Origin of the sequence: Cohaesibacter sp. CAU 1516 (genome assembly GCF_005771485.1) — a bacterium.
Taxonomy (GTDB): Bacteria; Pseudomonadota; Alphaproteobacteria; order Rhizobiales; family Cohaesibacteraceae; genus Cohaesibacter; species Cohaesibacter intestini.
The window spans coordinates 26,448-47,520 of sequence record NZ_VANT01000003.1 but is presented as its reverse complement, the minus strand read 5'-3'; the positions used below and the strand labels follow the sequence as shown (position 1 = coordinate 47,520).

Below are 21,073 nucleotides of genomic sequence, written 5' to 3'. Positions count from 1 at the left end.
TCAAGTCATGATTTTGCTGTCCTATTTTGGCGAGCCAGCAAACCATCCTTTTCTGGTGGCTTTGTTCGTAGTCTTCGTTTTGGCAGCGATTGAAGGTGTCGGTCTGCTGATTGGCGCGGGCATTTTCGGGGTTTTGGATGGGCTGCTGCCAGATATTGATCTGGGTACGGAGCTCGACATTGATGTCGATGTACCGGACATGCAGACACCTTCAATGACCGGTCAATTCCTGTCTTGGTTACGCTTGGGGCGGGTACCGGTGATTTTTTCACTGATCGTCTTGCTTGTTGCTTTCGGTTTGATCGGTTTGACGATCCAAGGTCTGAGCCTGTCAATATTCGGAAGCGCACTGCCTGCCATCGTTGCGGTTTTGCCGGCCCTTCTTCTATCCATTCCGGTGCTAAGCCTCGGCAAACGATTTCTGGCCCTTGTCCTGCCAAGAGATGAGACATCAGCCATATCCAGAAATCGGCTGATTGGTAAAATCGCAACAATCACTCTGGGGGAAGCGAGACATGATTTCCCGGCCCAAGCCAAGGTAACCGACCGGTTTGGCCTCACTCACTATATCATGCTCGCCCCGGACAATGAGGACGAAAGCTACAGGCAAGGAGATCGGTTGTTGCTGGTCCGCCTGCACGACAACACCTATTACGGCATTCAATCGACATCTAATGCTCTGAAATAGCGGGTATTTTCAAGTTCTTTCAATGGATCTACTACAATGTATGAAACACAGAACACATTCAGTGGTTTGCTAGGCGTTGGCACCACAGCCATCATCATCGTTATTGCGCTTTTGGTCATCGGGATGATTTTGGCGCGTCTATATGTGCGCGCATCAAAGGAAATCTCGTTCGTCAGAACCGGGTTTGGTGGTCAACGGGTGATCATGAATGGCGGTGCGTTGGTGCTGCCGGTCTTGCATGAAACCATCCCGGTCAACATGAACACGCTACGTCTGGCTGTGCGACGTGACAATGACCAAGCCTTGATCACGCGTGACCGGATGCGCGTTGATGTGGTTGCAGAATTTTATGTCCGGGCGCAACCGACCGAGGAATCCATCGCGGCTGCGGCCCAAACCCTTGGTCGCCGGACCATGCAGCCCGAACAACTCAAAGAGCTGGTTGAAGGCAAGTTCGTTGATGCCCTGCGATCCGTTGCGGCGGAAATGACAATGGAAGAACTGCATGAAAAGCGCACGGATTTTGTCCAGAAAGTGCAACAGGCAGTGATGGAAGACCTGCTCAAGAATGGTCTGGAGCTCGAGTCTGTCTCTCTGACTGGCCTTGATCAAACCAGCATGGATTACTTCAACCCATCCAACGCGTTTGATGCCGAAGGTTTGACCCGCCTGACCGAAGAGATCGAGCGGCGCAAGAAAATCCGCAACGACATCGAACAGGACACGCAGATTCAAATCAAGACCAAGAATCTGGAGAGTGAGAAGCTCAGTCTCGATATTCGACGGGACGAAGAATATGCACGCATGGAGCAGGAACGTGAAGTGCAGGTACGTCAAGCAGCTCAGTCTGCCGAGATTGCTAAAAACAAAGCCGAGCGAGAGCAAGAGGCCGAGCAGGCTGAGATCAACTCCAAGCAACATGTCGAGAAATCGAGAATCCTCGCCGACAAGGCCGTGGCAGAAGAACGCATCGAGATGGAACGTCTGGTGCGCGAAAGAGAAATTGAAAAGCAAAAAGCAATTGAATTGGCCGAACAGGTGAGAGAAATTGCCATCGCCGAAAAGTCCAAGGAACAGTCAGAGGCACAAGCCGAAGCCGATATCGCCAGAGCGAAAGCTGTTCAGGCGGAAGAAAAAGTAACGACATCGCGCGAGAACGAAATTGCCGAACGCTTGAAGGCGATTGAGCTGATCGAAGCGAGCAAGGAAGCCGAACGCAGCGCGATCCGCATCAAGGTAGAGGCTGAAGCCGAGAAAGTGGCTGCCGGTGACCGCGCAGAAGCCTTGCGAGAGGAAGCCGAAGGGGAAGCGACCGCAGACAAATTGCGGGCTGAAGCCGCTGAAATTCGCTATCGCGTTGACGCAGAAGGGACGCGATCAATGAACGAAGCCCAGAACCTCCTCTCTGCAGAGCAGATCGCCATGCAGATCAAGATCAAGCTGATTGAAAATCTGGACAGCATCATTCGCGAAAGCGTCAAGCCGATCGAAAAAATCGACGGCATTAAAATTGTGCAGGTTGAGGGGCTTGGAAGCGGTGGCAACGGCACTCCCCAGGCTGGGCATGATGGCAATCTGGCAGACAATGTCGTAAATAGCGCCTTGCGCTATCGGGCACAGGCACCACTTCTGGACTCTTTGCTCAAGGAAGTCGGGATCAAGGGGGGCGACATCAATGGCATCACCTCGGAGCTTGCCGGTCTGGATGTCGAAACTCCCCAAAATACAGCCGCTTCAGCCCAGAGCGATAAAGCGGACTAAACACCAGGGAGACGCCTGTTCACAACAAGTGTGACCGGGGGCGTCAGTTGATGACGCCTTCGGTCTTGAGATAGCTGATCTGGTTGGCCACCACATCGGAGAAAGCCTGACCGATGCCACTTAGCGGGCGATCCTTTGGCACGAATTGGGCAATGTCCCAGCGAATGGCTGGCAAAAGCGGGCAATCGACCACCTTGTCATGGTCGAGCAAAAGCCCGGCGACCGGGTCGACAATGGCCAGTCCGACACCCTTTTCCACCAGCTGGACGATGCCATGCAGGGTGCGCATTTCGGCGACAATCGAGCGCTCCACATCGATGGAATGCATCATATAGTCGATCCGCATCCGCAGGGGGCTGCCCGATGCAAGATCGACAAAGGTCTCCTTTTTCAATTGTTGCAAAGTCAGGGCCTTCGCCCCGCTTAGCGGATGGTGCTTGGGCATCAGGCAGCGGGCCTCGCAGGTGGCCAGTGAAGTAACATCGGCGCCATAGGGGTCTGCATCAAGGGTGATGCCAAAAGCGAGATCGCAACTGCGTTCCAGCACCATCCGCATGATCTCGCTCATCCCGCTGTCGCGCAGGCGAACACTGACATGGGGATGGCTTTTCTGGAAATCGGCAATGGCGTCAATCAGGAATGTATCGCAGAAGATTGGCTGGGCCGCGATGATCAGATGGCCGCGCTGGTTGTTGGCTATGGCGCTGGCTTCTTCTGTTAGCGCCCGGATGCTTTCCAGCCCCCGCACCACCGTTTGATGAAACTGAAAGGCCTCTGGCGTTGGCACCAGCTTGTTGCGCTTGCGCAGAAAGAGGGCGAATCCCACCCGTGCCTCAAGCGCCGTCAACAGACGACTGATCATCGGTTGGCTGAGATTCAACTCCTCTGCGGCACTGCCCATGCCCCCCAACCGGATATAGGCGTCAAAAGCCTGTAATTCGCGGATTTTCATCATTTCTTTTCGTCTCAGTATTACTATTTTGCATACTATCATATTTTCTTGCAAAAAAAGGAATACTGTGGAACAAATTCTGTGTGGATTATCCAATCCCCTTCCAAAGGTCTGTTTCGGGCCGCAATCTAAAAGGTTCAAAAACAATGAAAAAAATTGTGTCCGCCCTCGCGATGGCGACAGCTCTCTTCACTGGCGCTGCCATGGCTGAAGACAGCTATCCGACACAAGCTGTTACCCTTGTCATTCCTTATGGCCCGGGTGGTGCATCCGACCTTGCCGGTCGTGCTTTGGCCGAAACCGCAAAAGGCTATCTCGGCCAGCCAATCACCGTGGTCAACAAGCCCGGTGCCGGTGGCATGAACGGTGCTCGTTCTGTTTCCGAGGCTGATGCGGACGGTTATACCCTGCTGCTGGCCCGCGTTGGCATGGCGCTGACCCCGGCCGTCAATCCGCAAGCCTCGGTTGATTGGGATGCCTACACCTTCCTCGGAGCGCTGGAAGCAACCCCGATGATCCTCGCCGTCAAAGGCGATTCCCCTTACAACAGCGTGGATGATCTGCTCAAAGCCGTCAAAGACAGCAATGGCGCGATGACCTATGCGGCCTCTGGCGCGACGGCGATTGACGGCTTCACCTCGCAGGCTCTGTTGTCTGACGTTGGCCTTGACCCACTGACCGCTGCCACTTTGGTGCCTTATAAAGGCGGCGGTGCACTGGCGACGGCTCTGCTTGGTGGCCATGTCGACTTTCTTGCCATTTCTGCCGGTTCGCTCATTCCGCATATCGAAAGCGGCGACATGAAAGCGCTGATGGTCTTCGCTCCATCGCGGATGGACAAGCTGCCAGACGTGCCAACCGCAACCGAGCTTGGTTACAAACAGGCCGGTCAGGTTACCGGCTGGAGCGCGCTCTATGCACCAAAGGGTCTGCCGGACACTGTTGTTGCCAAATGGCATGAGGTTCTGGGCAAGGTCGCGACCGACAAGACCTGGCTGGAACTGGCTGCCCGTCGTGGCTCTATCTCCACCGTAGGCTCGGTTGACATGACCGCTTACGCCAAAGAGCAGTATGACCTGTTCCATGGGCTTGCCAAAAAATTCGGCTATCTGCCCAACTAATAACAATCAAAAACACCTCCATCTGACAGTAAGCGGGGCCTCTTTCAGGCCTCGCCCTTTGTTGGGAACTCCCCGCCATGCAGACTTCCATTTTTCGCAGTCCGTGGTTCAGTGGAGTGACAATTGTCGCCTTCTTCGCCTTTGTCATCCTGATCCTGATCCCGGTTTATGTGCCTCGCCCGGCCTTCATTCCCGGCTTTGCGCCGCCGCCGGACATGTGGCCGCGTACCATCTCCATCATTGGCATTGGCCTTGGCGTGCTGCTGTTCATTCTGGCTCTGACGGGCCGGATGCCCGCAAGTGAGCTGATTGAAAGCGACGGGTCATCGATTCCGACCCAAATCATCCGCTTCATCGGCGCTATGGTGGCCTTTGTCGCCTTTATTCTGTTGATGCCCTATGTCGGCTTCCTGCTTGCCTCGATGGCGTTGACCGGCGCAATGATTCTGCTGACCGGCGAGCGTGATTATCGCTACTGGATTGCGGGACTCTCCCTTATTGGCCCGGTCCTGCTGCAGCTGATCTTTCACTCAGCCTTGGGAACCCAGTTCCCGGTCGGCATCCTGACCAAACCCTTTGGCTTTTGATCGGAACTATAGATGGCGCAAGACATTCTTCTGGCCCTGCAGGCGGTTGCAACTTGGCAGAATCTTCTGATCATGGCCGCTGGCATTTGGGGCGGCGTGATCATCGGGGCAATTCCCGGCATGACCGGCACCATGGCCGTCACCCTCGCCCTGCCTTTTACCTTTTACATGGAACCTGTTCCCTCGATCCTGCTGTTGGTCGCGCTTTACAAGGGCTCAACCTATGGCGGCTCGGTATCCGCGATCCTCATCAAGACCCCCGGCACGGCTTCTGCGGCCTGTACTGCGCTTGATGGCTATCCGCTCGCCCGTCAGGGCAAGGCGGGCAAGGCGCTGAATATGGCGCTTTATTCCTCAGTGATAGGGGACTTTATCTCCAACTTGTCGCTGATCTTTCTGGCAGCGCCTTTGGCCATTCTGGCTTTGCGCGTTGGCCCGCCGGAATATTGCATGTTGATGCTGTTTGCCCTCACAACCGTTGCGGGCGTGTCTGGTAACTCTTTGCTGCTTGGACTGATTTCAGCCTGCTTTGGTCTGTTGTTGGCCACCGCCGGGGAAGATCTATATGGTTCCTTCCGCTTTGCCTTCACCGATGACATGCAGGCGGGGCTGTCGGTTGCGCCGGTGCTGATCGGCCTTTTTGCTTTGCCGGAATTGCTGAAGCTGATTGTCTTCCGGGCGGCGCACAAGGATGAAGCCGCCAAATTGGGGGATCAGAAGGTCTCCCGGGAAGAGTTTCTGGGCTCGCTCAAATCGATCCTGCGTGGCTCGGCCATCGGCGCTGTGCTTGGGGCCATTCCGGGCATCGGGCCATCGGCGGCGGCTTTCTTCTCCTATGGCGAAGCGCAGCGGACGTCGAAAAACAGCGACAATTTCGGCAAAGGCGAGCTGGAAGGCATCGCCGCGTCAGAAGCCGCCAACAATGGGGCCTGTGGTGCGACCATGATCCCGCTGTTGGCGCTGGGCGTGCCCGGTGACGTCATTACCGGCGTCATGCTCGGGGCCTTCATGATTCAGGGGCTGACCCCCGGACCTTTGCTGTTCCAGACCAACATCCATGAAGTCTATATGCTGTTTATCGGCATGTTGTTTTCGTCGGTGCTGCTGTTTTTTGCAGGCAAGGTGATCATGCATGGTTTCTCCCATGTGGCCCGCGTGCCGCAAACCCTGCTGGCGCCGGTGGTTCTGCTGCTCTGTCTGTTTGGCATCTATTCCATCGCGTCGAGCATGTTTGATGTGGCGGTGCTGTTGATCATGGGCGTTGCAGGCTTTGGGATGTTCCTGCTCAACATCCCGGCGGCTCCCTTCCTGATTGCCTTCATCATCGGGCCGATGATCGAAGAGAATTTGCGCCGCGCTTTAGCCATTTCCCGTGGCGATCCATCCGTCCTGATTTCCTCTCCCATCACGGCTATTTTTGCGGTGCTGATCGTCCTAGTCGTCGGCTTCACGGTGCGACGAGAATTCCTCAAATCCAGAAATAGAAAGGCGTGAGACCAATGAGCCTCACCATCGAAGCCCCTACGCTCCAGCATTCAGCTCTTGAGTGGGCAAAGGCGCATTTGGGGGTTTTGATTGGATATGATTCCGTATCCAGTCGTTCAAACCGAGCGCTTATCGACTATGCAGCCGAAACTCTCGCTAAATTGGGGGCGGATATCACCATCCTGCCCAATGAAGACGGCACCAAAGCCAATATGATTGCCCGCTTTGGTCCGGCCGACCAACCCGGCATTGTGTTATCCGGTCATACGGATGTGGTGCCTGCCGAGGAAGACACATGGATCACCCCGCCCTTCGTGGCCGACGAACGGGAGGGTCGAATCTATGGTCGCGGCTCTTGTGACATGAAAGGCTTTGCTGCCTGCATATTGGCCAAGGCCGGGGTGATCGCTAAGGCTGATCTCAAACGCCCGGTCTATATTTGCTTCTCCTATGATGAAGAGGTGGGATGTCTGGGAGCTCCGGCCATTGCCCGCTGGCTGGCGGCTTTGGATGTGCCACCGGAACTTGCCATCATTGGCGAGCCATCGGAGATGAAATTGATCACCGGCCAGAAGGGAAAAATCGCGATGCGAGCCCATGTGAAGGGCACGTCTGGTCATTCTTCCTTTGCCCCCGACCATGTCAATGCGGTGGAATATGCCACCCGGATCATCGCGACGATTGCCGAGCGCGCCGACCGTTATCAGCTCGAAGGGCCGTTTGATGCGGACTTCACCGTGCCCCATGCCACCATGTTGACGACGATGATCAAGGGCGGGGTCGCAACCAATGTGACGCCGGACACATGCAGCTTCACTTTCGAACTGCGCTCGATTAGTGGCATGGATGCCGAGGGCGACATGCAGGCCTTGCTGGAAGGCATTGAGGCTGATGTGGTTGCCAAAATGAAAGCCAAGTCACCGTCAAGCGGTGTCACATGGGAGCGGATCTTTGCCTATCCCGCCATGGGGGAGGCGCGTGGCAGTGCGGCTTTTGAATGCTATGCCCATCTGATGCCGGAATGGGGTGGCAAAGTGTCCTATGGCTCGGAAGGGGGTGTCTTTGAGACCGAGGGCAATATTCCGTCGGTGATTGTCGGGCCCGGCTCGATCAAGCAGGCTCACAGGCCGAACGAGTTTGTCGAGATTGACCAGCTGGAACAATGCCTGACATTTATCGATGAGCTGACGTCTGCGTTGGAACAGCCTGTCTAGCTGTCTTGCTATTTTTGTGAACAAAAGGGTCGGGCAACCGGCCTTTTTTGTTGCCTTGGTGCGGGCTCGACAAACTGGTGGTAGAGAGTTTCGCGCCGCCCTCTGGAGGTCAAAAGGTGAGCATAGCTGGTGCATTTAATCTGACCGACCACACCGGTCGCGCGGTTACCGAGGCCGATTTCAATGACAAGCCCATGGTCATTTTCTTTGGCTATACCTTTTGTCCGGATGTTTGCCCTACAACTCTGGCAGAAATGGTCGGCTGGGTTGAAGATCTGGGCGAAGAGGCGAACGCTCTACACTATGTGTTTGTCTCCGTTGATGCTGAGCGGGATGATCAGGAAACGTTGGCTTCCTATGTTGGTGCTTTTTTCGATCAGCTTGTGGGCCTTTATGGGACGCAGCAGCAGGTGCTTGACGTATAAAGTGTATGCGAAGAAAAACGAGCCGAATAGTGAAGAGGGATATTTCACGATTGATCATACAGCCACAGTTTACCTGATGGCGAAGGGCAACAGACTCAGTGCGACCATTGGCTTTGGTGAGAGCCATGACTCTGCTGTTGCCAAACTCAGGCGATTGATCTCTTCAGCTGAGTAATCCGCTCCCCATAAACCTGAAGTGCGCAAGGCTGGGCTTGGTGAGACACATTGAGCCTAGCCTTTTTCTGTAGGACTTGAAACGGGCAGGGCAACATCGATGGGCGAGAGCACTTCCTCAGCCGTGATGTCTTCAAACCGCATGATGCTGCCACCATGGTTGGTGATGAAGTCCATAGCCTTGGCTTTGTCGGAGAAGGGAACATATTCAGGCGCCCCCATGCCACCCATGGCATTCGATCCGACCACAAAATAGGCCTTTTCCACGCGGATCCAGTTTTCAGTTCCCGGCTCTTCCCAGCTCTTCGCAGCCCCCATGTCGTTGACATACAGAACGATGATGTCCGCACTCCGTTCTGCAGACTTGATCTTGGCAAGCCCGTCACGGACCTGAGAGAACCAGAGGGGATGGAGCAGGGTCTCGACGAACAATTGCGCTTTCGGACCTGGATGTTCCAGGATCGCCATCTGGCAATAATGCCCTGCGGCTTCATCGGTCAGCGCAATGGGGGCCGGGATGGCACTTTGTTGCGTTTCCTCACTGCAGGCTCCGAGCATTGTCAGGAGGCAAAGAAGGGCGACGGCCGGTTGTTTCATGGTTCCATCCTTTTGAAAAAGAACGAAGAAATCGAAAGGGCGATCAAAGGCCAAAGCGCAAGGGAAACCACTTGTCCGACAAGCCCGATCGCATGGCTGGCGGATGAAACGCCAGACCCGATCATGCCACCGTCGGAGAAGGGGGTATTGATCAACCGGAAGGCGTCAGCCGGGTTGGAGACCAGAAGCCACGGGAACACGCTCTTGGTGAAATAGCCGGCTTCATCGAAAACCAGCGCACCGAGCAGGGCCAGATCGTAGAGCACAACACAAACCAACCACAGGGCGATGGCGATGCCAGAAGCAGCCCCGGACTGGCGCACGGTGATTGAGATCGCATACCCCAACCCCAGAAAACAGGAGCCAAGGGCAAGGGAGGTGACATACAGTTTAAACAAGGGTGCGAGGGCGAGATGCTCGGCACCATGCTTGAATGTGACAAGGGTTGCCGTCAGACAAAGCCCGATGCCTATGGCGATAGCCAACACGCTGAAATGAGCAATGAACTTGCCGATTAGGATTTCAAGTCTGGACAGCGGGTAGGAGAGGCTCAGGGTCAGGGTTCCGCGCTCTCTCTCGCCGGAAATAGCATCAAAAGATAGAAGCAGAGCGATGAGCGGGATGAGATAGACCGATAAGGTGGTGATGGATGTCAACGCGATGGTCAAGGGGTTAACGCCCAGGATTCCAGTGGGAGCATCCCCGGCAAAGGTCAGGACAATGTCAAAAAGAACCATGACCATAACAGCGATGGTGACCCACAAATTGCGCCGGGCGATGAGCAGTTCCAAACGAGCAATGGCAAATACAGACATCAATGCATCTCCTCACTCACGCCGCTGTAATGACGATACAATTGTTCGAGGCTGGCAGGGGTTACGTCGACATCCTTGACAATGGAGCCAAGCGCGGTGATCGAGGAAAGCAATTGCACCTTCTCTTGTGGTTGGCAGTAGAATTCGATCAACTGGCCATTCACCCGATGCCCTCCAAGCTTGCCGTGAATGTCCCCGACCGTTTCCGGAGTGGCCGTAACCGTGACCCGGATCGGCAGGTCTGCGGACATGCGCAACCGGGAAAGACTGTCATTGGCAACCAGTTTGCCCTTGCTCAGGATCGAAATACGATCCGTGCGCAGCTCCAGTTCGGTCAGCGCATGGGATGACAGCAATATAGCGGCCCCTTTCTGGGCCAGTTCCTCGACGATATCATAGAATTCATGACGAGAAATCGGATCAAGACCGCTGGTCGGTTCATCAAGAATGGCCAGTTTGGGATCACCCAAAACCACTTGAGCCAGCCCGACCCGCTGCCGCATGCCCTTTGAATAGGTGCGGATTTTTCTGTCGGCAGCGTGGGCCAGACCCACACGTTCAAGCAGGGCATCAGCTTGCGAAAGCGGCGCAGATTTCAGTCTTGCGCAATGATGCAGTTGTTCCCTGCCGGTCAAGGATCCATGAAAAGCAACACTTTCGGGCAGAAAACCGGTTACGTTCCGCGCCTTCCGGCTTCCCGGTTCAGCCCCGAGAATGGAGATGTTGCCTTGAGAAATCGCGGTCAGGCCAAGGATCATTCTGATGATCGTCGTTTTGCCTGCTCCGTTGTGGCCCAGCAGCGCAACCCGTTCTCCCGCTTCGATCTGCAGGCTGACGTCAGAGACGGCTTGCAGCGAATGATACCGTTTGAACAGGTTCTTAATGTCGAGCGCAGGCATCAGAAATCCTCCCAGATCGTGCGACTTGGCAGTTTGGGTTGCATCAGGGGTGCACGATCAACAACACCTCCGGGCAAAAGTGCAGGAAAAGTTGACTGAGACCAACGGATCAACTGCACGGCAGGTGAGCCGAGCAGTGCTTTGGCCGCTGGCTGCGTCCAAAGAATGTGGTCCATAATGTCATTTGGGCGATAGACGTTGTCTGCAATTCCGTTGCCGTCAAGATCGAAGGCTGCGTGATCAGACCAGTAGTTGCCTTTTCCATCAACGCTCCAGTCAATCCAGCGGGAGCCGACATATTTCACTTGGGTTCGGTTGGCGACAAAGGCGTTGCCGCTGAACTGGTTGCGTTCAGACCCAGCCGTGAAGTGAATGCCAATGCCACAACCGGCAAAATAGTTGCCTTCAAACCTGTTTTTATGTGCGTTGTAGATAAAGACGCACTTGTCATCAACGCTTTCGATGTGATTGCCGCTGACGGTACTGCTGTTGGTGTAATTCATCATGATACCGTGATCGCGATCCCCTTTGGAGTAATTGCCTTTAATCACGACATTCCTCGAATACATGATGGCGTATCCCAAGTGATTTCCTTCGGAGAGATTATTGGTAACGATGCTGTCGTTGGCATACATGTAGTGCACGGCGAACCGCAGATCGCGAAAGCGGTTGCCGGAAAACTCATTCCGCTTCGATGTATTCACGAAAATACCATCGCGCCCCCAGCGAAAATCATTCTGGATGACCTTGGCACCGGGCGCGTTCCAGACATACACGCCATTGCCCCGATCATTCATTCGGAAATCCTGTCGTCCCTCAATCACATTGCGGGTGACCAGAGCATTCTTGGATCCATGTACGTCCACCCCGACAAGATTGCCCAAAATGCGATTGTCCGATACCACGGCATTGGTCGCCTTCTTGCTCAGATAGATACCGGCGTCACGACCATCGCCCTTGGAACCAGATCCGGTAACCGTCAGCCCTTTGATTGTTACATCAGGTGACAGGACTGAAATCACAGAGCCGATCTCATTGCCGACGATTGCGGCTTTGCCCGCACCATCGAGCGTGATCGGGGTGTCAATGGTGAACGAGCCTTCATAGGTGCCGGATTGAAGGCGGATGATGTCACCCGCCTTCGCATTCTTGAGAGCATCAACCAACGCTCCGCTATGTGCAGGAACGCGTATTTCCCTTGCCATCACGAAAGATGATTGAAGAAACAATACGGCTATGAACAATGTGCGAAGCATCGATTCTCCACTCTCTTAAGCAGGTTCAACCAGCATCCGGCCACGCATTTCCATATGGAGTGCATGACAGAACCACTGGCAATAGAACCAGTGAACACCAGGGCGGTCTGCGGTGAATGTCACCGAGGCGGTTGCCTGTGGCGCAATTTCAAAGGCAATGCCATGGTTGCCAAGTGTGAAGCCGTGGGTCAGATCATCAACGTCGTCGAGGTTGGTGATATAGATCGTGACCTCGTCACCCTGCTTGACGGTGAATTTCTCCATGGAGAAGGTCGGTGCTACGGAATACATGTAGACCCTAACCTTGTTGCCATCGCGAATGACTTCATCGTGACCGGATTCCAGATCCACGCCGTCGGCTTCCGCTTGTTTTTGCGCATCGGCCCAAGTCGGGTCATCTCGCTTCCAGGCGCTGACAGGGTTGACCTTGGAGCGGTGTACGATGATGCAGTCATGGGGCTCGGCAAAGGTCGGGCCGTCATGCACCACTTTCATTTCGTCACCGGAAATGTCGATCAACTGCTCATTCTCTGGCTTCAGAGGTCCGACATTCAGGAAACGGTCCTTGGAGAATTTATTGAGTGAAATCAGCCATTTGCCATCAGCTTCGTTGGTTTCACCCATCGAGGTATGGTTGTGGCCCGGCTGATATTGGACATCAACTTTCGAGAGGATCGGATCGACATCCTCACCAGCATATTTGCGGATTGCCTTGTCGATGTTCCACTTGACCGACTGGCTGTCCAGGAACAGCGTGGTGTAAGCATTGCCCTTGCCATCAAAAGCGGTATGAAGCGGGCCAAGGCCCAGTTCAGGTTCACCGACGACACAGGAGCGCGGCTCTGCACCATTGAAGACAGCTTCCACTTTGTCATATTCAATAATGGATACCGTTGGCGACAGCTTGCCATTGACCATGACATATTTGCCGTCCGGTGAGGAGTTTACACCGTGTGGGCTGTTTGGAATCGGGATGTAAGCGGTCAGCTTGGAACCCTTGCGGCCGTCCAGAACCTTGACCCCGTTATGGACTTCATATTCGCCCGCCTCAACGGCAGCTTCGATGCGCGCAATGTTGAAAATGACCACATGGTCCATTTCGGACTCGGTCATGTCTGCGAGGTTCACGCCATTTTCAGAGTTATAGCAGGACGATACGGCATAACGGCCCTGATAGTCCGCATCGACATTGTCAAGATTGCCGTCAACGATAACCTGCCATGCAACTTCCATGGTGTCGCCATCAATGGCCGTGAAAATCGCAACATAGTCTTCCGGGCTATCAAGGGTGGATCCATCATTGACCAACGGTACGCGATGCTCGCCATTGGCAAAGACGTAACCGGTGCGCGGATATTTTTGCGGGCGCAGGCCGTGGATGTCAGAGGCATTCGGGATCTCGATGATCTTGTCGCACTTCATCACATCACAGCGCACGCGGGCCACGCGGGTATTGGCCTTGTCGTTCATGAAGATATAGCGACCATCATAGGTGCCATCGGTGAATGACATATGAGGGTGGTGGAGATCACCATTGTCATAGGTTTCCATGCCGCGCTTGGCCAGGAATTCCTTGGTTTCGGGCAGCAGACCTTCCGTCAGGATTTTCTTGGATTCGTTAGTGCTGCCCCAGCCGGTGGCCGAGCAGCGGTTGAACACAGGCACGCGCATCAATTCGCGCATCGATGGCAATCCAAGAATGCGCATCTCACCGCATTGCCCGGATGACCAGAAGCCGTAATATTCATCCAGCTCACCCGGTTCCAGGTGCGAGCTGTTCTTTGCAGCCGCGGGCGCGGTGGAAGACAGCATTGAGCCACCAGCAACCGCCATGGACGTCGCCAGAGCCGCACCTGCCCCTGTACCGCCAAGAAGTCCGCGGCGTGAGATGCCTTCTTTCGGTTTCTTTTCTGTTGTCATGTTTCTCTCCTACTGAGTTTTGTTGATTGGTGAAGCAAGAACTTTTTCGAAAGCCCCCGCCGATTGAGCGTTGCTTCTCTGGATTTTTTCCCGACTCCTGCGAATCTTGATCCGGACCGGGCATCGTTGATCATCCTGATACAGAACCTGACAGTTCAGACAGGACAGGCATTCGTTCGGGTTGATTTCTCCTGTTGGATGGATGGCTTGAACGAAGCAGTCTTTGGCGCAAATCTGGCACGGGCTGCCGCACTCTTTGTACCGCTTGAGCCAGTCGAACATGCGAATACGCCCCGGGATCGCCAAAGCAGCCCCCAAAGGACACAGGTAGCGACAATAGAAACGCTCAATGAAGAGGCCGGCGATCAGCAACACGACCGCAAAAGCCACAAAGGGCCATGCACGGACAAATTTCAAAATGATCGCGGTCTTGAAAGGCTCAACTTCGGCATATCCCTCAGCCATCGGAACGGAGACGACTGCAAGACCAACAAGCACCATGAAGATGATATACTTGATCGGCCAAAGGCGTTCATGGAGCCCCCAGGGAACGACGATTTGCGGCACCTTGAAGAAGCGTGCAATCTGGTTGGTCAATTCCTGCAAGGCGCCAAACGGGCAAAGCCAGCCACAAAAAGCACCCCGTCCCCAGAACAGAAGGGCGGCGGCAACCGAGCACCACAGGATAAAGACCAGTGGATCGAGCAAAAAGGCGTCCCAACTGAAGCCTTCCACGAAAGAGGAACCCAGTGCCATCAGGTTGACCACAGACAATTGGGCATTTTGATGCCAGCCAACGAAGACCAGCGTCACCACAAGAAAACTCATGCGGAACCAATAGAAGGCGCGTGCGTTTCGGGTGACTTGCATCTGGAAAAAGAAGGTTCCGGTCAGAACAGTGAGCATTGCCACAAGGATGGCAATTTCCACCCGCTTTTCAGTCCATACCCGTTTCCATAGGAATGAGCGGGCAGCGGCATCTTCATCCTTATCCACCACGCTGGTAGCTGGCGGCGCCATTGGCCGTGGCTCAAAATAGTGTTCGGGTAACTTGTAGCCCAGATCGAAGGTGATGAATGTCTTTTCAATCGGCCCGACGGCCCGGTTCAAGAGCAGCTGGATATGCCAGGCTTTTGCCGGGTCGAACTCCGCATCGGCAGGAATCTTGAAAATGTCCAGCTCAGTAAATTTCGGAGCATCCTCTTCAGCCAAGGCCCCCAGACGGCGGTGCATACGGTCACGGAAACGCAACGAATTGTCGCCCTGAATCAGTTGGATCCGGTCGAAAATACCACCACGGACATAGCCCGACCCCTTGAAGGAATAGACGCCGCGTCCGAGCAGCAGAATTGCATGCTCGCCTTCTTCCAGCCAGTCTGTGAGATTCTTATACTCCGCCTCGCCAAGCAGGTTTCGCCCAATGGCCGGGACAGATACCAGAGCGGCATGCATATCGATATAGGTGTTTGACGGCTCGCCTGGTTCCGGGCGCTTGATGGATCGTTCGTCTCCGGTCTTCTCAAAGGCCGAATTGACCTGACCGATATCGAGCGTCAATCGACGGATCGAGCCGTCTCCCGCCAATGTGTGCCAGTCGGTGTCTTCCAGATAGTCGGACTTGAGTTTGCGGGGAGGCAAGTCACTTCCGATCTCGGCTTGCAATCCTCCCAGCCCCAGCTTTCTGGAAAGCTTGATGGCCGACCGCACGATTGAATCATCGATGATCATGATGGTGACTGTCGCACCCGAAATGATATCCAGATCGTGTCCAGCCCCACCGGTCTCCGCTTCGTGAACGATATTCAACCCCGAATAGGTGTCGGTCAGGGCCTCGATCTTGTGATTGGGAATGCCAATCAGGACGATGGGTTCCGAATGTTTGACGAGTTTGGTCCGCAGCAACTTGCCTTCCGGCGAAATTGCCACCATCACATGGATGGGCTTGCCAGAGTAACCGGTCGTGCTCACGAAATCAGACGTTATGAAAGCGTAGCCCAACAGATCATTGCCGCGCATAAGCGGCGCTATGGGAACATCGCTGCTGATCGGACCATATGCGGTCGCTTCTGCAACAAGCTCCTGGGCTGGAACCTCTTTGAGGAATTTTGTCAGAACCGGGGTGCCATTCTGTGCTTGGGACGCAAAGGGAAGGCACAAAATCGTCAAGACAAACACGATCAGACTCAGGACGTGTGCCTTGGAAATGGTTCTATGGCGACAATGGGGATCTGGTTGGTTTTGATTGCCTAATGCCATGAGATCGACTCCGGCATTATGCTTACTTCGGACGATGCAAAACGCACCGACTCTGAAAGAGAGGTCAACATGGTCTGGTCTAGCTCGTTAGGAGGGGGGGCACCCGAGAAGGGCAATAAATGGTCAGGCGTGCCGATATGAAGCGTTTCATAAAGCGACTTGGAATAGTGGCCAGAAGAGAAGAAGGTTACGAATTCCGAAACGGAATCGGGCATGCCAAAAGCGCCGCTTGAGCATGTTTGGCAATCGGGGCAACGGTTACAGGATTTTTGTTTGTTGCTCTGTTCTCCAGCCACTTCCACGACTGAAATGCCACCATCTGTGCAGATCACCATCAAGCTGGACTCATTGGCCAGAGCCGAAGTGCAGACCTGCCATTGCATCAGCGTCAGCGATAAAACAACACACAGCCCCATGAGCAGTGTTGCTTGTCGCCGTACCGCATCGAACCACATGTTCGATGGCACGCCTTTGGGTGCGAGATGTTGACGAAGCAGATCCATGGGCGGGAGGATATAGCAGGTGATATGTCGCTCGCTTGACAATTGTCAAAGATGAATGCTGAACTCAAAAAAATTATTTCCGGATCAAAGCTTCATCTGCTGCAATCGCTGCGTGCCAATCGCGAAGGCCCTTCCTGACATCTGGAGGCTTGCCATGGCAATGACTGAGAGTGATGCGGATCCTTCATCGGGGTCATCGAGTTCGGTTCCAAGCCATTTGGTGGAGGATCCGGACTGGGAACAAATTGACGGGAAAGTTGCTATCGTTCAAACCAGATGTCACCTTGTGTAGCTGATGTCATCTTGTGAGGCCGCCGTGCTCCGGGTAGCATGTCGGCGCATTCATCACCAATATTCTAGTGAAGTTTCATGACCAAGGCCGATCGACAGGGCAATCGCCGCGACGAAGTCTCTCAATGGATAGCCGACGAAATCGAGCGCCGTGGGCCGGGGGGAAAGCTTCCACCCGTGCGCACGATGATGAAGCAATTTTCGACGGCCCAGCGTGTCATCCAGTCTGCTCTCGCCCCCTTCATTGCCGAGGGGCGGCTCACCGCGCGGAGCGGGGCGGGCATCACCATCGCAAGCGAGCCGGACCCCGAACAGGATGAATATGAAGCCGACGTGCTCGTGCTTTACCGGCTCTCCGATAGCAGACTGGCAAACAATCTGCTGCTCGAAATCGAAAAACGCATGAGAGGGCACGGTGTCAGTATTTTGGTTTTGGGTTTTGCCGACAACAGCCATGCAGAATCCGTTTTGCAAAGGTTGGGGCGCTTTCGCACCTGTTTGGTGCAAGTGCATTTTGCCCTGATCCCGTTGCCTTTGTTGGCAAAACTTCATCAACACGCCAACAGCGTTATTGTCGACGGCATTTCCGCGACCGGAGTGGGGCTTGATGGCATTGGCACCAACTGGCGCGAGGCATTGTCGTCCGCTTGGTTCTATCTTCAGGATCTGGGGCATCAGAAGATCGCCTATCTCACATCCGCTCATGCAGCGCGCCAGATTGCCATGGCGCGCCGTGAATATCAGCTGCTCTCGCGGGCTGATCATGGCGGGCAAAGCTGGCTTTACGAAATCGATGCCTTGCCCGGGTCCTACAAGAGTGACCAGATCCGGACGTGCCTTGCCGGAGCAAGAGACGCGTCGGGTGCCTTTCCCTTCACCGCGTTGATTGTATGGGGCATCGTGGAAGGCTACGGGCTCGAGATGGTCTTGCGCGAGCTCGGTGTTGAAATAGGGCGGGATCTGTCCGTCGTGATGCTCGGAAGTGTTGACTTTGCCTCAGAGCATATGAACCTGTTTGACGTTGTCGGCTGCAGCAACGCTGAAAAACTCGACTGGTTTGAGAAGATCATGTTGTTAAGGGTCGCAGGAGAGGATGTGGAACCCCAAACACATTATCTGCCAATCCGATTGCAGCGTTTTGGCAGCGTGGATGACCTGACCGAATAGAGGAAGGATAGGTAGATTCTTTGAAAGTGGGTACAAATCCCATTTTCAGAATAGTTGTACTCAACTAGCGTTGGCGGCATAAGACCTCGAAAAGGATCATTTATGTCCGCTGTTTCCTCCTCTCATCCCGTACCAGATCAAACCATCGGCGTCGCCATCATTGGTGCCGGGGAACGCGGGATCTATTATGTCGGCAGTCGCATGGCAGAGCTGGCAGGTGAAACCGGTCTGCGGATCAAAGTGGTTCATGATCGTCTGCCAGACCGGACAGCGCTTGCCGCAGAGCATCTCACCAATCTCTATATTCAGGCCGGTCTCGATCATCAGGTCGAAGCATCCAACAGCATGAAAGCGGCGATAGAGCGCGAGGATGTCGATCTGGTCCTCGTGACAACCCATACCAACGCCCATTTGGAGCCGGTCGAGATCGCGGCAAAGGCGGGCAAGCGGATTTACCTCGATAAGCCGATCTCGGTCACGCTTAAGGATGCGGAAGCCATTGCAGATGTCGAGAAAGCATCGGGCAAGCCGATCATGATGGGATTCACCCGCCGCTATGAGCGCCCATGGATAGAAGCGTTCAATCTCGCGCGAAATGGGCGCATCGGTGACCCGCAAATGGTGCTGTTGCGCTCTGTCATCCCCTATACACGCTATCTTCAGCTTTGGCACCGGACCAATGCCGCATCTGGTGGTGCGATCAACGACAAGGGCTCCCATCATTTCGATGTCCTCAACTGGGTGACCGGTGCCCGCCCGGTGTCCCTCTCGGCCTTTGGTGGCCGATCCGAAATATTCAAAGCTGACCCGGACGCGCCCGAGCGTTGTTCCGAATGCAGCCGGGATTGTCCCTATCGCCGTCATGAAACCCTCATTGACATCGCTGAAGGTGTTGCACGGGTGCCCAACAAATCGTGGCTGACGGCAACCGCACCAGAAGACCGCAATGACAATTGCGTCTATTTACCCGGTTCCGACATCGACGATCACATGGTTGCAACGGTGCAATATGACAATGGCATGGTGGCCACACTCTTCTTTGCGATCTTCGGTCCCTATTCGGAGGATCAGGAAACCCTTGAAATCATTGGCAGCGCCGGGCGGCTGCGGATGGAGCGAGCCTCAGGCGCGATCGATCTTGTGAGTGACTATGGCCGCAAACGAGAGGTGATCCCCATGGCAAGCCCGGATCGGGACAGCTCGCATTTCGGGGCTGACAAGGAATTGGTGCGCAGCCTGCGACGTCTGGTCGATGGCGATGTCCCGCCGGTCGGTGTTGCGCAAGGCGTTGCGTCTTTGCGCCTTGTAACGGCTGCGCACAAGTCCCTCTCTTCGGGCGGTCGCACCGTCAATCTAGAGACTCTGGAGTTCATCTGATGCCCGTCGATCCAATCGCCCTGCCAAATCCCGATCTGATGCCACTGGCCAAGCGACTTGGTGTTGTGCCAGCCTATGGTGATATCCATAATCACTGTGACATTTCCTATGGGCACGGGCGCTTTGCCGATGCCTTGGCACGTGCCGCCCTGCAACTGGACTTCCTCTCGATCACTGGCCATGCTCACTGGCCAGACATGCCGGTGGACGAGCCGAGTGTGACACATATCGTCGATTTTCACGTCAAGGGATTTGCCAAGCTCATTGCAGGTTGGAGCGGACATTTCAGCGCCCTTGCCGATGCCAGCAAGGACGGCTTCGTGGTCTATCCCGGCTACGAAATCCACTCCAACGCGCATGGCGACTACACCATCGTCTATCGGGATCTCACCATTCAGCCGCTCCATCTGGCAAACAGTCCCGGCGAGCTCAAGGATGTGTTGCAAAGCGACCTGCCGGGCAAGGCGTTCGCCTTTCCCCATCATATCGGCTATCGGCAAGGGGCGCGCGGCATCAATTGGAACAGCTTTGATGCAGACCTCTCGCCCTTTGTTGAAATGATCTCCATGCATGGTTGTGCCGAAATGTCAGAAACCGAGCGCGGCTATTTGCATTCCATGGGGCCGGTTGATGGCCATTCGACCATGGATTGGGGGCTCAAACAGGGCCACATTTTCGGCATTGTCGGCAACACGGACCATCACAGTGCATTTCCCGGCTCCTATGGCCATGGTCGCATGGCTGCTTATGGGCCGTCGCGGGAACGCGGTGATATCTGGCAGGCAATGACCGATCGCCACACCAACGCGCTGACCGGCGACCGCATTCATCTGCTCAGTGCCATCGGCGACGCGATCCAGGGCAGTGTCGTTGCACCTCAGCAGGATACGATGCTGGAAATCGAAGCCATTGGCGGCGGATTTATCGACATGATCGACGTGATCCGCAATGGTGAGCTGTTTGCCCGTGTGTCTCCAACACTCGACCCGAACCCGGTTTCCGCAGATTGTTCGTCGGATGAGACCTTCGAGACCATCCTCTATCTGGAAATGGGGTGGGGGGCGCGTGGCAGGTCGCATCTCTGGGAGGGGAGCATCGCGCTCTCTGATGGCGAAATCATTGGTCTGGAACCGCGCTTCAGGGGCGCCGAAGTTGTCTCGCCTCTTGAAGGCGATGATGCAGGCTATGCCCTGCCCACGGCGCTGCTAACGGACAATCGGGCAGCTTTCTGCGTGACTGCCGAAGCCAATCCGAACAATGCCACATCAGCGACGCAGGGCATCGCGCTGCACTGCCGCCTGTCGGCCAACAGCGTGGTCCATGCAGATCTTTGCGGCGTGCATCTCGATATCCCTGCATCCCGGCTGCTTGAAGGCGCTCTTTCGGGCAATCTCGGCGTCATCGACACGCCAGCTTACCGCTTTCATCCACTGCCTTTGCCTCGGCAATGGCAGTGGCAGGGTACGGTGCCGCTCGGAGTTTTTAAGGATGGCGAAAATGTCTATCTACGCCTACGCCAGGCGGGTGGTCAGATGGCTTGGGCAAGCCCCATCTACTGCCGAAGCGGCGCATGAGATAAAATCAC

Annotated in this window: 18 protein-coding genes; 10 read left to right on the top strand and 8 right to left on the bottom strand. The window is 55.0% G+C overall.

Features of this window, described 5'->3' with window-relative positions:
- The first annotated feature begins 7 nt into the window (after nt 1–7).
- Entirely contained in the window at nt 8–688 is a 681-nt protein-coding gene (locus FDK21_RS09895; protein ID WP_138148398.1) for a YqiJ family protein, read from the top strand.
- A 36-nt stretch (nt 689–724) separates the two neighbouring features.
- Nucleotides 725–2,449: a flotillin domain-containing protein gene (locus FDK21_RS09890; RefSeq protein WP_138148397.1), complete on the top strand. Its 1,725-nt coding sequence runs from the start codon at nt 725–727 to the stop codon at nt 2,447–2,449.
- A 43-nt stretch (nt 2,450–2,492) separates the two neighbouring features.
- On the opposite strand, the gene FDK21_RS09885 is transcribed toward FDK21_RS09890, so the two are convergent.
- On the bottom strand, nt 2,493–3,404 hold the full coding sequence (locus FDK21_RS09885; protein ID WP_114011459.1) for a LysR family transcriptional regulator: 912 nt from the start codon (nt 3,402–3,404) through the stop codon (nt 2,493–2,495).
- A 143-nt stretch (nt 3,405–3,547) separates the two neighbouring features.
- On the opposite strand from FDK21_RS09885, the gene FDK21_RS09880 reads away from it, so the two are divergent.
- The 5 genes from FDK21_RS09880 (at nt 3,548) to FDK21_RS09860 (ending at nt 8,233) form a co-directional block, all read left to right on the top strand.
- The gene (locus tag FDK21_RS09880; protein WP_138148396.1) at nt 3,548–4,522 is read left to right on the top strand and encodes a tripartite tricarboxylate transporter substrate binding protein; all 975 of its coding nucleotides are present in this window, start codon (nt 3,548–3,550) and stop codon (nt 4,520–4,522) included.
- Nucleotides 4,523–4,599: 77 nt separating this feature from the next.
- A complete protein-coding gene (locus FDK21_RS09875; protein ID WP_138148395.1) occupies nt 4,600–5,109 on the top strand; it encodes a tripartite tricarboxylate transporter TctB family protein in 510 nt (169 codons plus the stop codon).
- Nucleotides 5,110–5,121: 12 nt separating this feature from the next.
- Complete coding sequence (locus FDK21_RS09870) at nt 5,122–6,603, top strand: tripartite tricarboxylate transporter permease (protein ID WP_114011456.1); 1,482 nt, start codon at nt 5,122–5,124, stop codon at nt 6,601–6,603.
- A 5-nt stretch (nt 6,604–6,608) separates the two neighbouring features.
- Nucleotides 6,609–7,808 (top strand): acetylornithine deacetylase, encoded by a 1,200-nt coding sequence (argE, locus tag FDK21_RS09865; protein ID WP_138148394.1) that lies wholly within the window; start codon nt 6,609–6,611, stop codon nt 7,806–7,808.
- A 116-nt stretch (nt 7,809–7,924) separates the two neighbouring features.
- Nucleotides 7,925–8,233 carry an SCO family protein gene (locus tag FDK21_RS09860; protein ID WP_171022018.1) on the top strand — a complete coding sequence of 103 codons (309 nt, stop codon included), beginning with the start codon at nt 7,925–7,927 and terminating at the stop codon, nt 8,231–8,233.
- 231 nt (nt 8,234–8,464) lie between these two features.
- On the opposite strand, the gene FDK21_RS09855 is transcribed toward FDK21_RS09860, so the two are convergent.
- The 7 genes from FDK21_RS09855 to FDK21_RS09825 form a co-directional block, all read right to left on the bottom strand.
- Nucleotides 8,465–9,004: a nitrous oxide reductase accessory protein NosL gene (locus FDK21_RS09855; RefSeq protein ID WP_114011453.1), complete on the bottom strand. Its 540-nt coding sequence runs from the start codon at nt 9,002–9,004 to the stop codon at nt 8,465–8,467.
- A complete protein-coding gene (locus FDK21_RS09850) occupies nt 9,001–9,819 on the bottom strand; it encodes an ABC transporter permease subunit (RefSeq protein WP_138148392.1) in 819 nt (272 codons plus the stop codon). The genes FDK21_RS09855 and FDK21_RS09850 overlap by 4 nt, the downstream gene beginning before the upstream one ends.
- A complete protein-coding gene (locus tag FDK21_RS09845; protein WP_138148391.1) occupies nt 9,819–10,718 on the bottom strand; it encodes an ABC transporter ATP-binding protein in 900 nt (299 codons plus the stop codon). Before FDK21_RS09845 ends, FDK21_RS09850 begins: the two co-directional genes overlap by 1 nt.
- The gene (locus tag FDK21_RS09840) at nt 10,718–11,974 is read right to left on the bottom strand and encodes a nitrous oxide reductase family maturation protein NosD (RefSeq protein ID WP_138148390.1); all 1,257 of its coding nucleotides are present in this window, start codon (nt 11,972–11,974) and stop codon (nt 10,718–10,720) included. The genes FDK21_RS09845 and FDK21_RS09840 overlap by 1 nt, the downstream gene beginning before the upstream one ends.
- A 15-nt stretch (nt 11,975–11,989) precedes the next feature.
- Nucleotides 11,990–13,894: a TAT-dependent nitrous-oxide reductase gene (gene nosZ, locus FDK21_RS09835; RefSeq protein WP_138148389.1), complete on the bottom strand. Its 1,905-nt coding sequence runs from the start codon at nt 13,892–13,894 to the stop codon at nt 11,990–11,992.
- A 9-nt stretch (nt 13,895–13,903) separates the two neighbouring features.
- Nucleotides 13,904–16,069 (bottom strand): NosR/NirI family protein, encoded by a 2,166-nt coding sequence (locus tag FDK21_RS09830; RefSeq protein ID WP_210238735.1) that lies wholly within the window; start codon nt 16,067–16,069, stop codon nt 13,904–13,906.
- Between the two features lie 71 nt (nt 16,070–16,140).
- Entirely contained in the window at nt 16,141–16,653 is a 513-nt protein-coding gene (locus FDK21_RS09825) for a hypothetical protein (RefSeq protein WP_138148387.1), read from the bottom strand.
- Nucleotides 16,654–17,022: 369 nt separating this feature from the next.
- Here FDK21_RS09825 and FDK21_RS09820 point away from each other — a divergent pair, with 369 nt between their 5' ends.
- The 3 genes from FDK21_RS09820 (at nt 17,023) to FDK21_RS09810 (ending at nt 21,062) form a co-directional block, all read left to right on the top strand.
- Complete coding sequence (locus tag FDK21_RS09820; RefSeq protein ID WP_114011446.1) at nt 17,023–18,111, top strand: substrate-binding domain-containing protein; 1,089 nt, start codon at nt 17,023–17,025, stop codon at nt 18,109–18,111.
- A gap of 102 nt (nt 18,112–18,213) precedes the next feature.
- Complete coding sequence (locus FDK21_RS09815) at nt 18,214–19,488, top strand: Gfo/Idh/MocA family oxidoreductase (protein WP_138148386.1); 1,275 nt, start codon at nt 18,214–18,216, stop codon at nt 19,486–19,488.
- On the top strand, nt 19,488–21,062 hold the full coding sequence (locus tag FDK21_RS09810) for a hypothetical protein (protein WP_138148385.1): 1,575 nt from the start codon (nt 19,488–19,490) through the stop codon (nt 21,060–21,062). The genes FDK21_RS09815 and FDK21_RS09810 overlap by 1 nt, the downstream gene beginning before the upstream one ends.
- Nucleotides 21,063–21,073: the final 11 nt, after the last annotated feature.

What these genes read in the sequence shown, in the direction of transcription:
- FDK21_RS09895 (WP_138148398.1), top strand. Translation starts at nt 8, where the DNA reads ATGATTTTGCTGTCCTATTTTGGCGAGCCAGCAAACCATCCTTTTCTG.
- FDK21_RS09890 (WP_138148397.1), top strand. Translation starts at nt 725, where the DNA reads ATGTATGAAACACAGAACACATTCAGTGGTTTGCTAGGCGTTGGCACC.
- FDK21_RS09885 (WP_114011459.1), bottom strand. Translation starts at nt 3,404, where the DNA reads ATGATGAAAATCCGCGAATTACAGGCTTTTGACGCCTATATCCGGTTG.
- FDK21_RS09880 (WP_138148396.1), top strand. Translation starts at nt 3,548, where the DNA reads ATGAAAAAAATTGTGTCCGCCCTCGCGATGGCGACAGCTCTCTTCACT.
- FDK21_RS09875 (WP_138148395.1), top strand. Translation starts at nt 4,600, where the DNA reads ATGCAGACTTCCATTTTTCGCAGTCCGTGGTTCAGTGGAGTGACAATT.
- FDK21_RS09870 (WP_114011456.1), top strand. Translation starts at nt 5,122, where the DNA reads ATGGCGCAAGACATTCTTCTGGCCCTGCAGGCGGTTGCAACTTGGCAG.
- argE (WP_138148394.1), top strand. Translation starts at nt 6,609, where the DNA reads ATGAGCCTCACCATCGAAGCCCCTACGCTCCAGCATTCAGCTCTTGAG.
- FDK21_RS09855 (WP_114011453.1), bottom strand. Translation starts at nt 9,004, where the DNA reads ATGAAACAACCGGCCGTCGCCCTTCTTTGCCTCCTGACAATGCTCGGA.
- FDK21_RS09850 (WP_138148392.1), bottom strand. Translation starts at nt 9,819, where the DNA reads ATGTCTGTATTTGCCATTGCTCGTTTGGAACTGCTCATCGCCCGGCGC.
- FDK21_RS09845 (WP_138148391.1), bottom strand. Translation starts at nt 10,718, where the DNA reads ATGCCTGCGCTCGACATTAAGAACCTGTTCAAACGGTATCATTCGCTG.
- FDK21_RS09840 (WP_138148390.1), bottom strand. Translation starts at nt 11,974, where the DNA reads ATGCTTCGCACATTGTTCATAGCCGTATTGTTTCTTCAATCATCTTTC.
- nosZ (WP_138148389.1), bottom strand. Translation starts at nt 13,894, where the DNA reads ATGACAACAGAAAAGAAACCGAAAGAAGGCATCTCACGCCGCGGACTT.
- FDK21_RS09825 (WP_138148387.1), bottom strand. Translation starts at nt 16,653, where the DNA reads ATGGATCTGCTTCGTCAACATCTCGCACCCAAAGGCGTGCCATCGAAC.
- FDK21_RS09820 (WP_114011446.1), top strand. Translation starts at nt 17,023, where the DNA reads ATGACCAAGGCCGATCGACAGGGCAATCGCCGCGACGAAGTCTCTCAA.
- FDK21_RS09815 (WP_138148386.1), top strand. Translation starts at nt 18,214, where the DNA reads ATGTCCGCTGTTTCCTCCTCTCATCCCGTACCAGATCAAACCATCGGC.
- FDK21_RS09810 (WP_138148385.1), top strand. Translation starts at nt 19,488, where the DNA reads ATGCCCGTCGATCCAATCGCCCTGCCAAATCCCGATCTGATGCCACTG.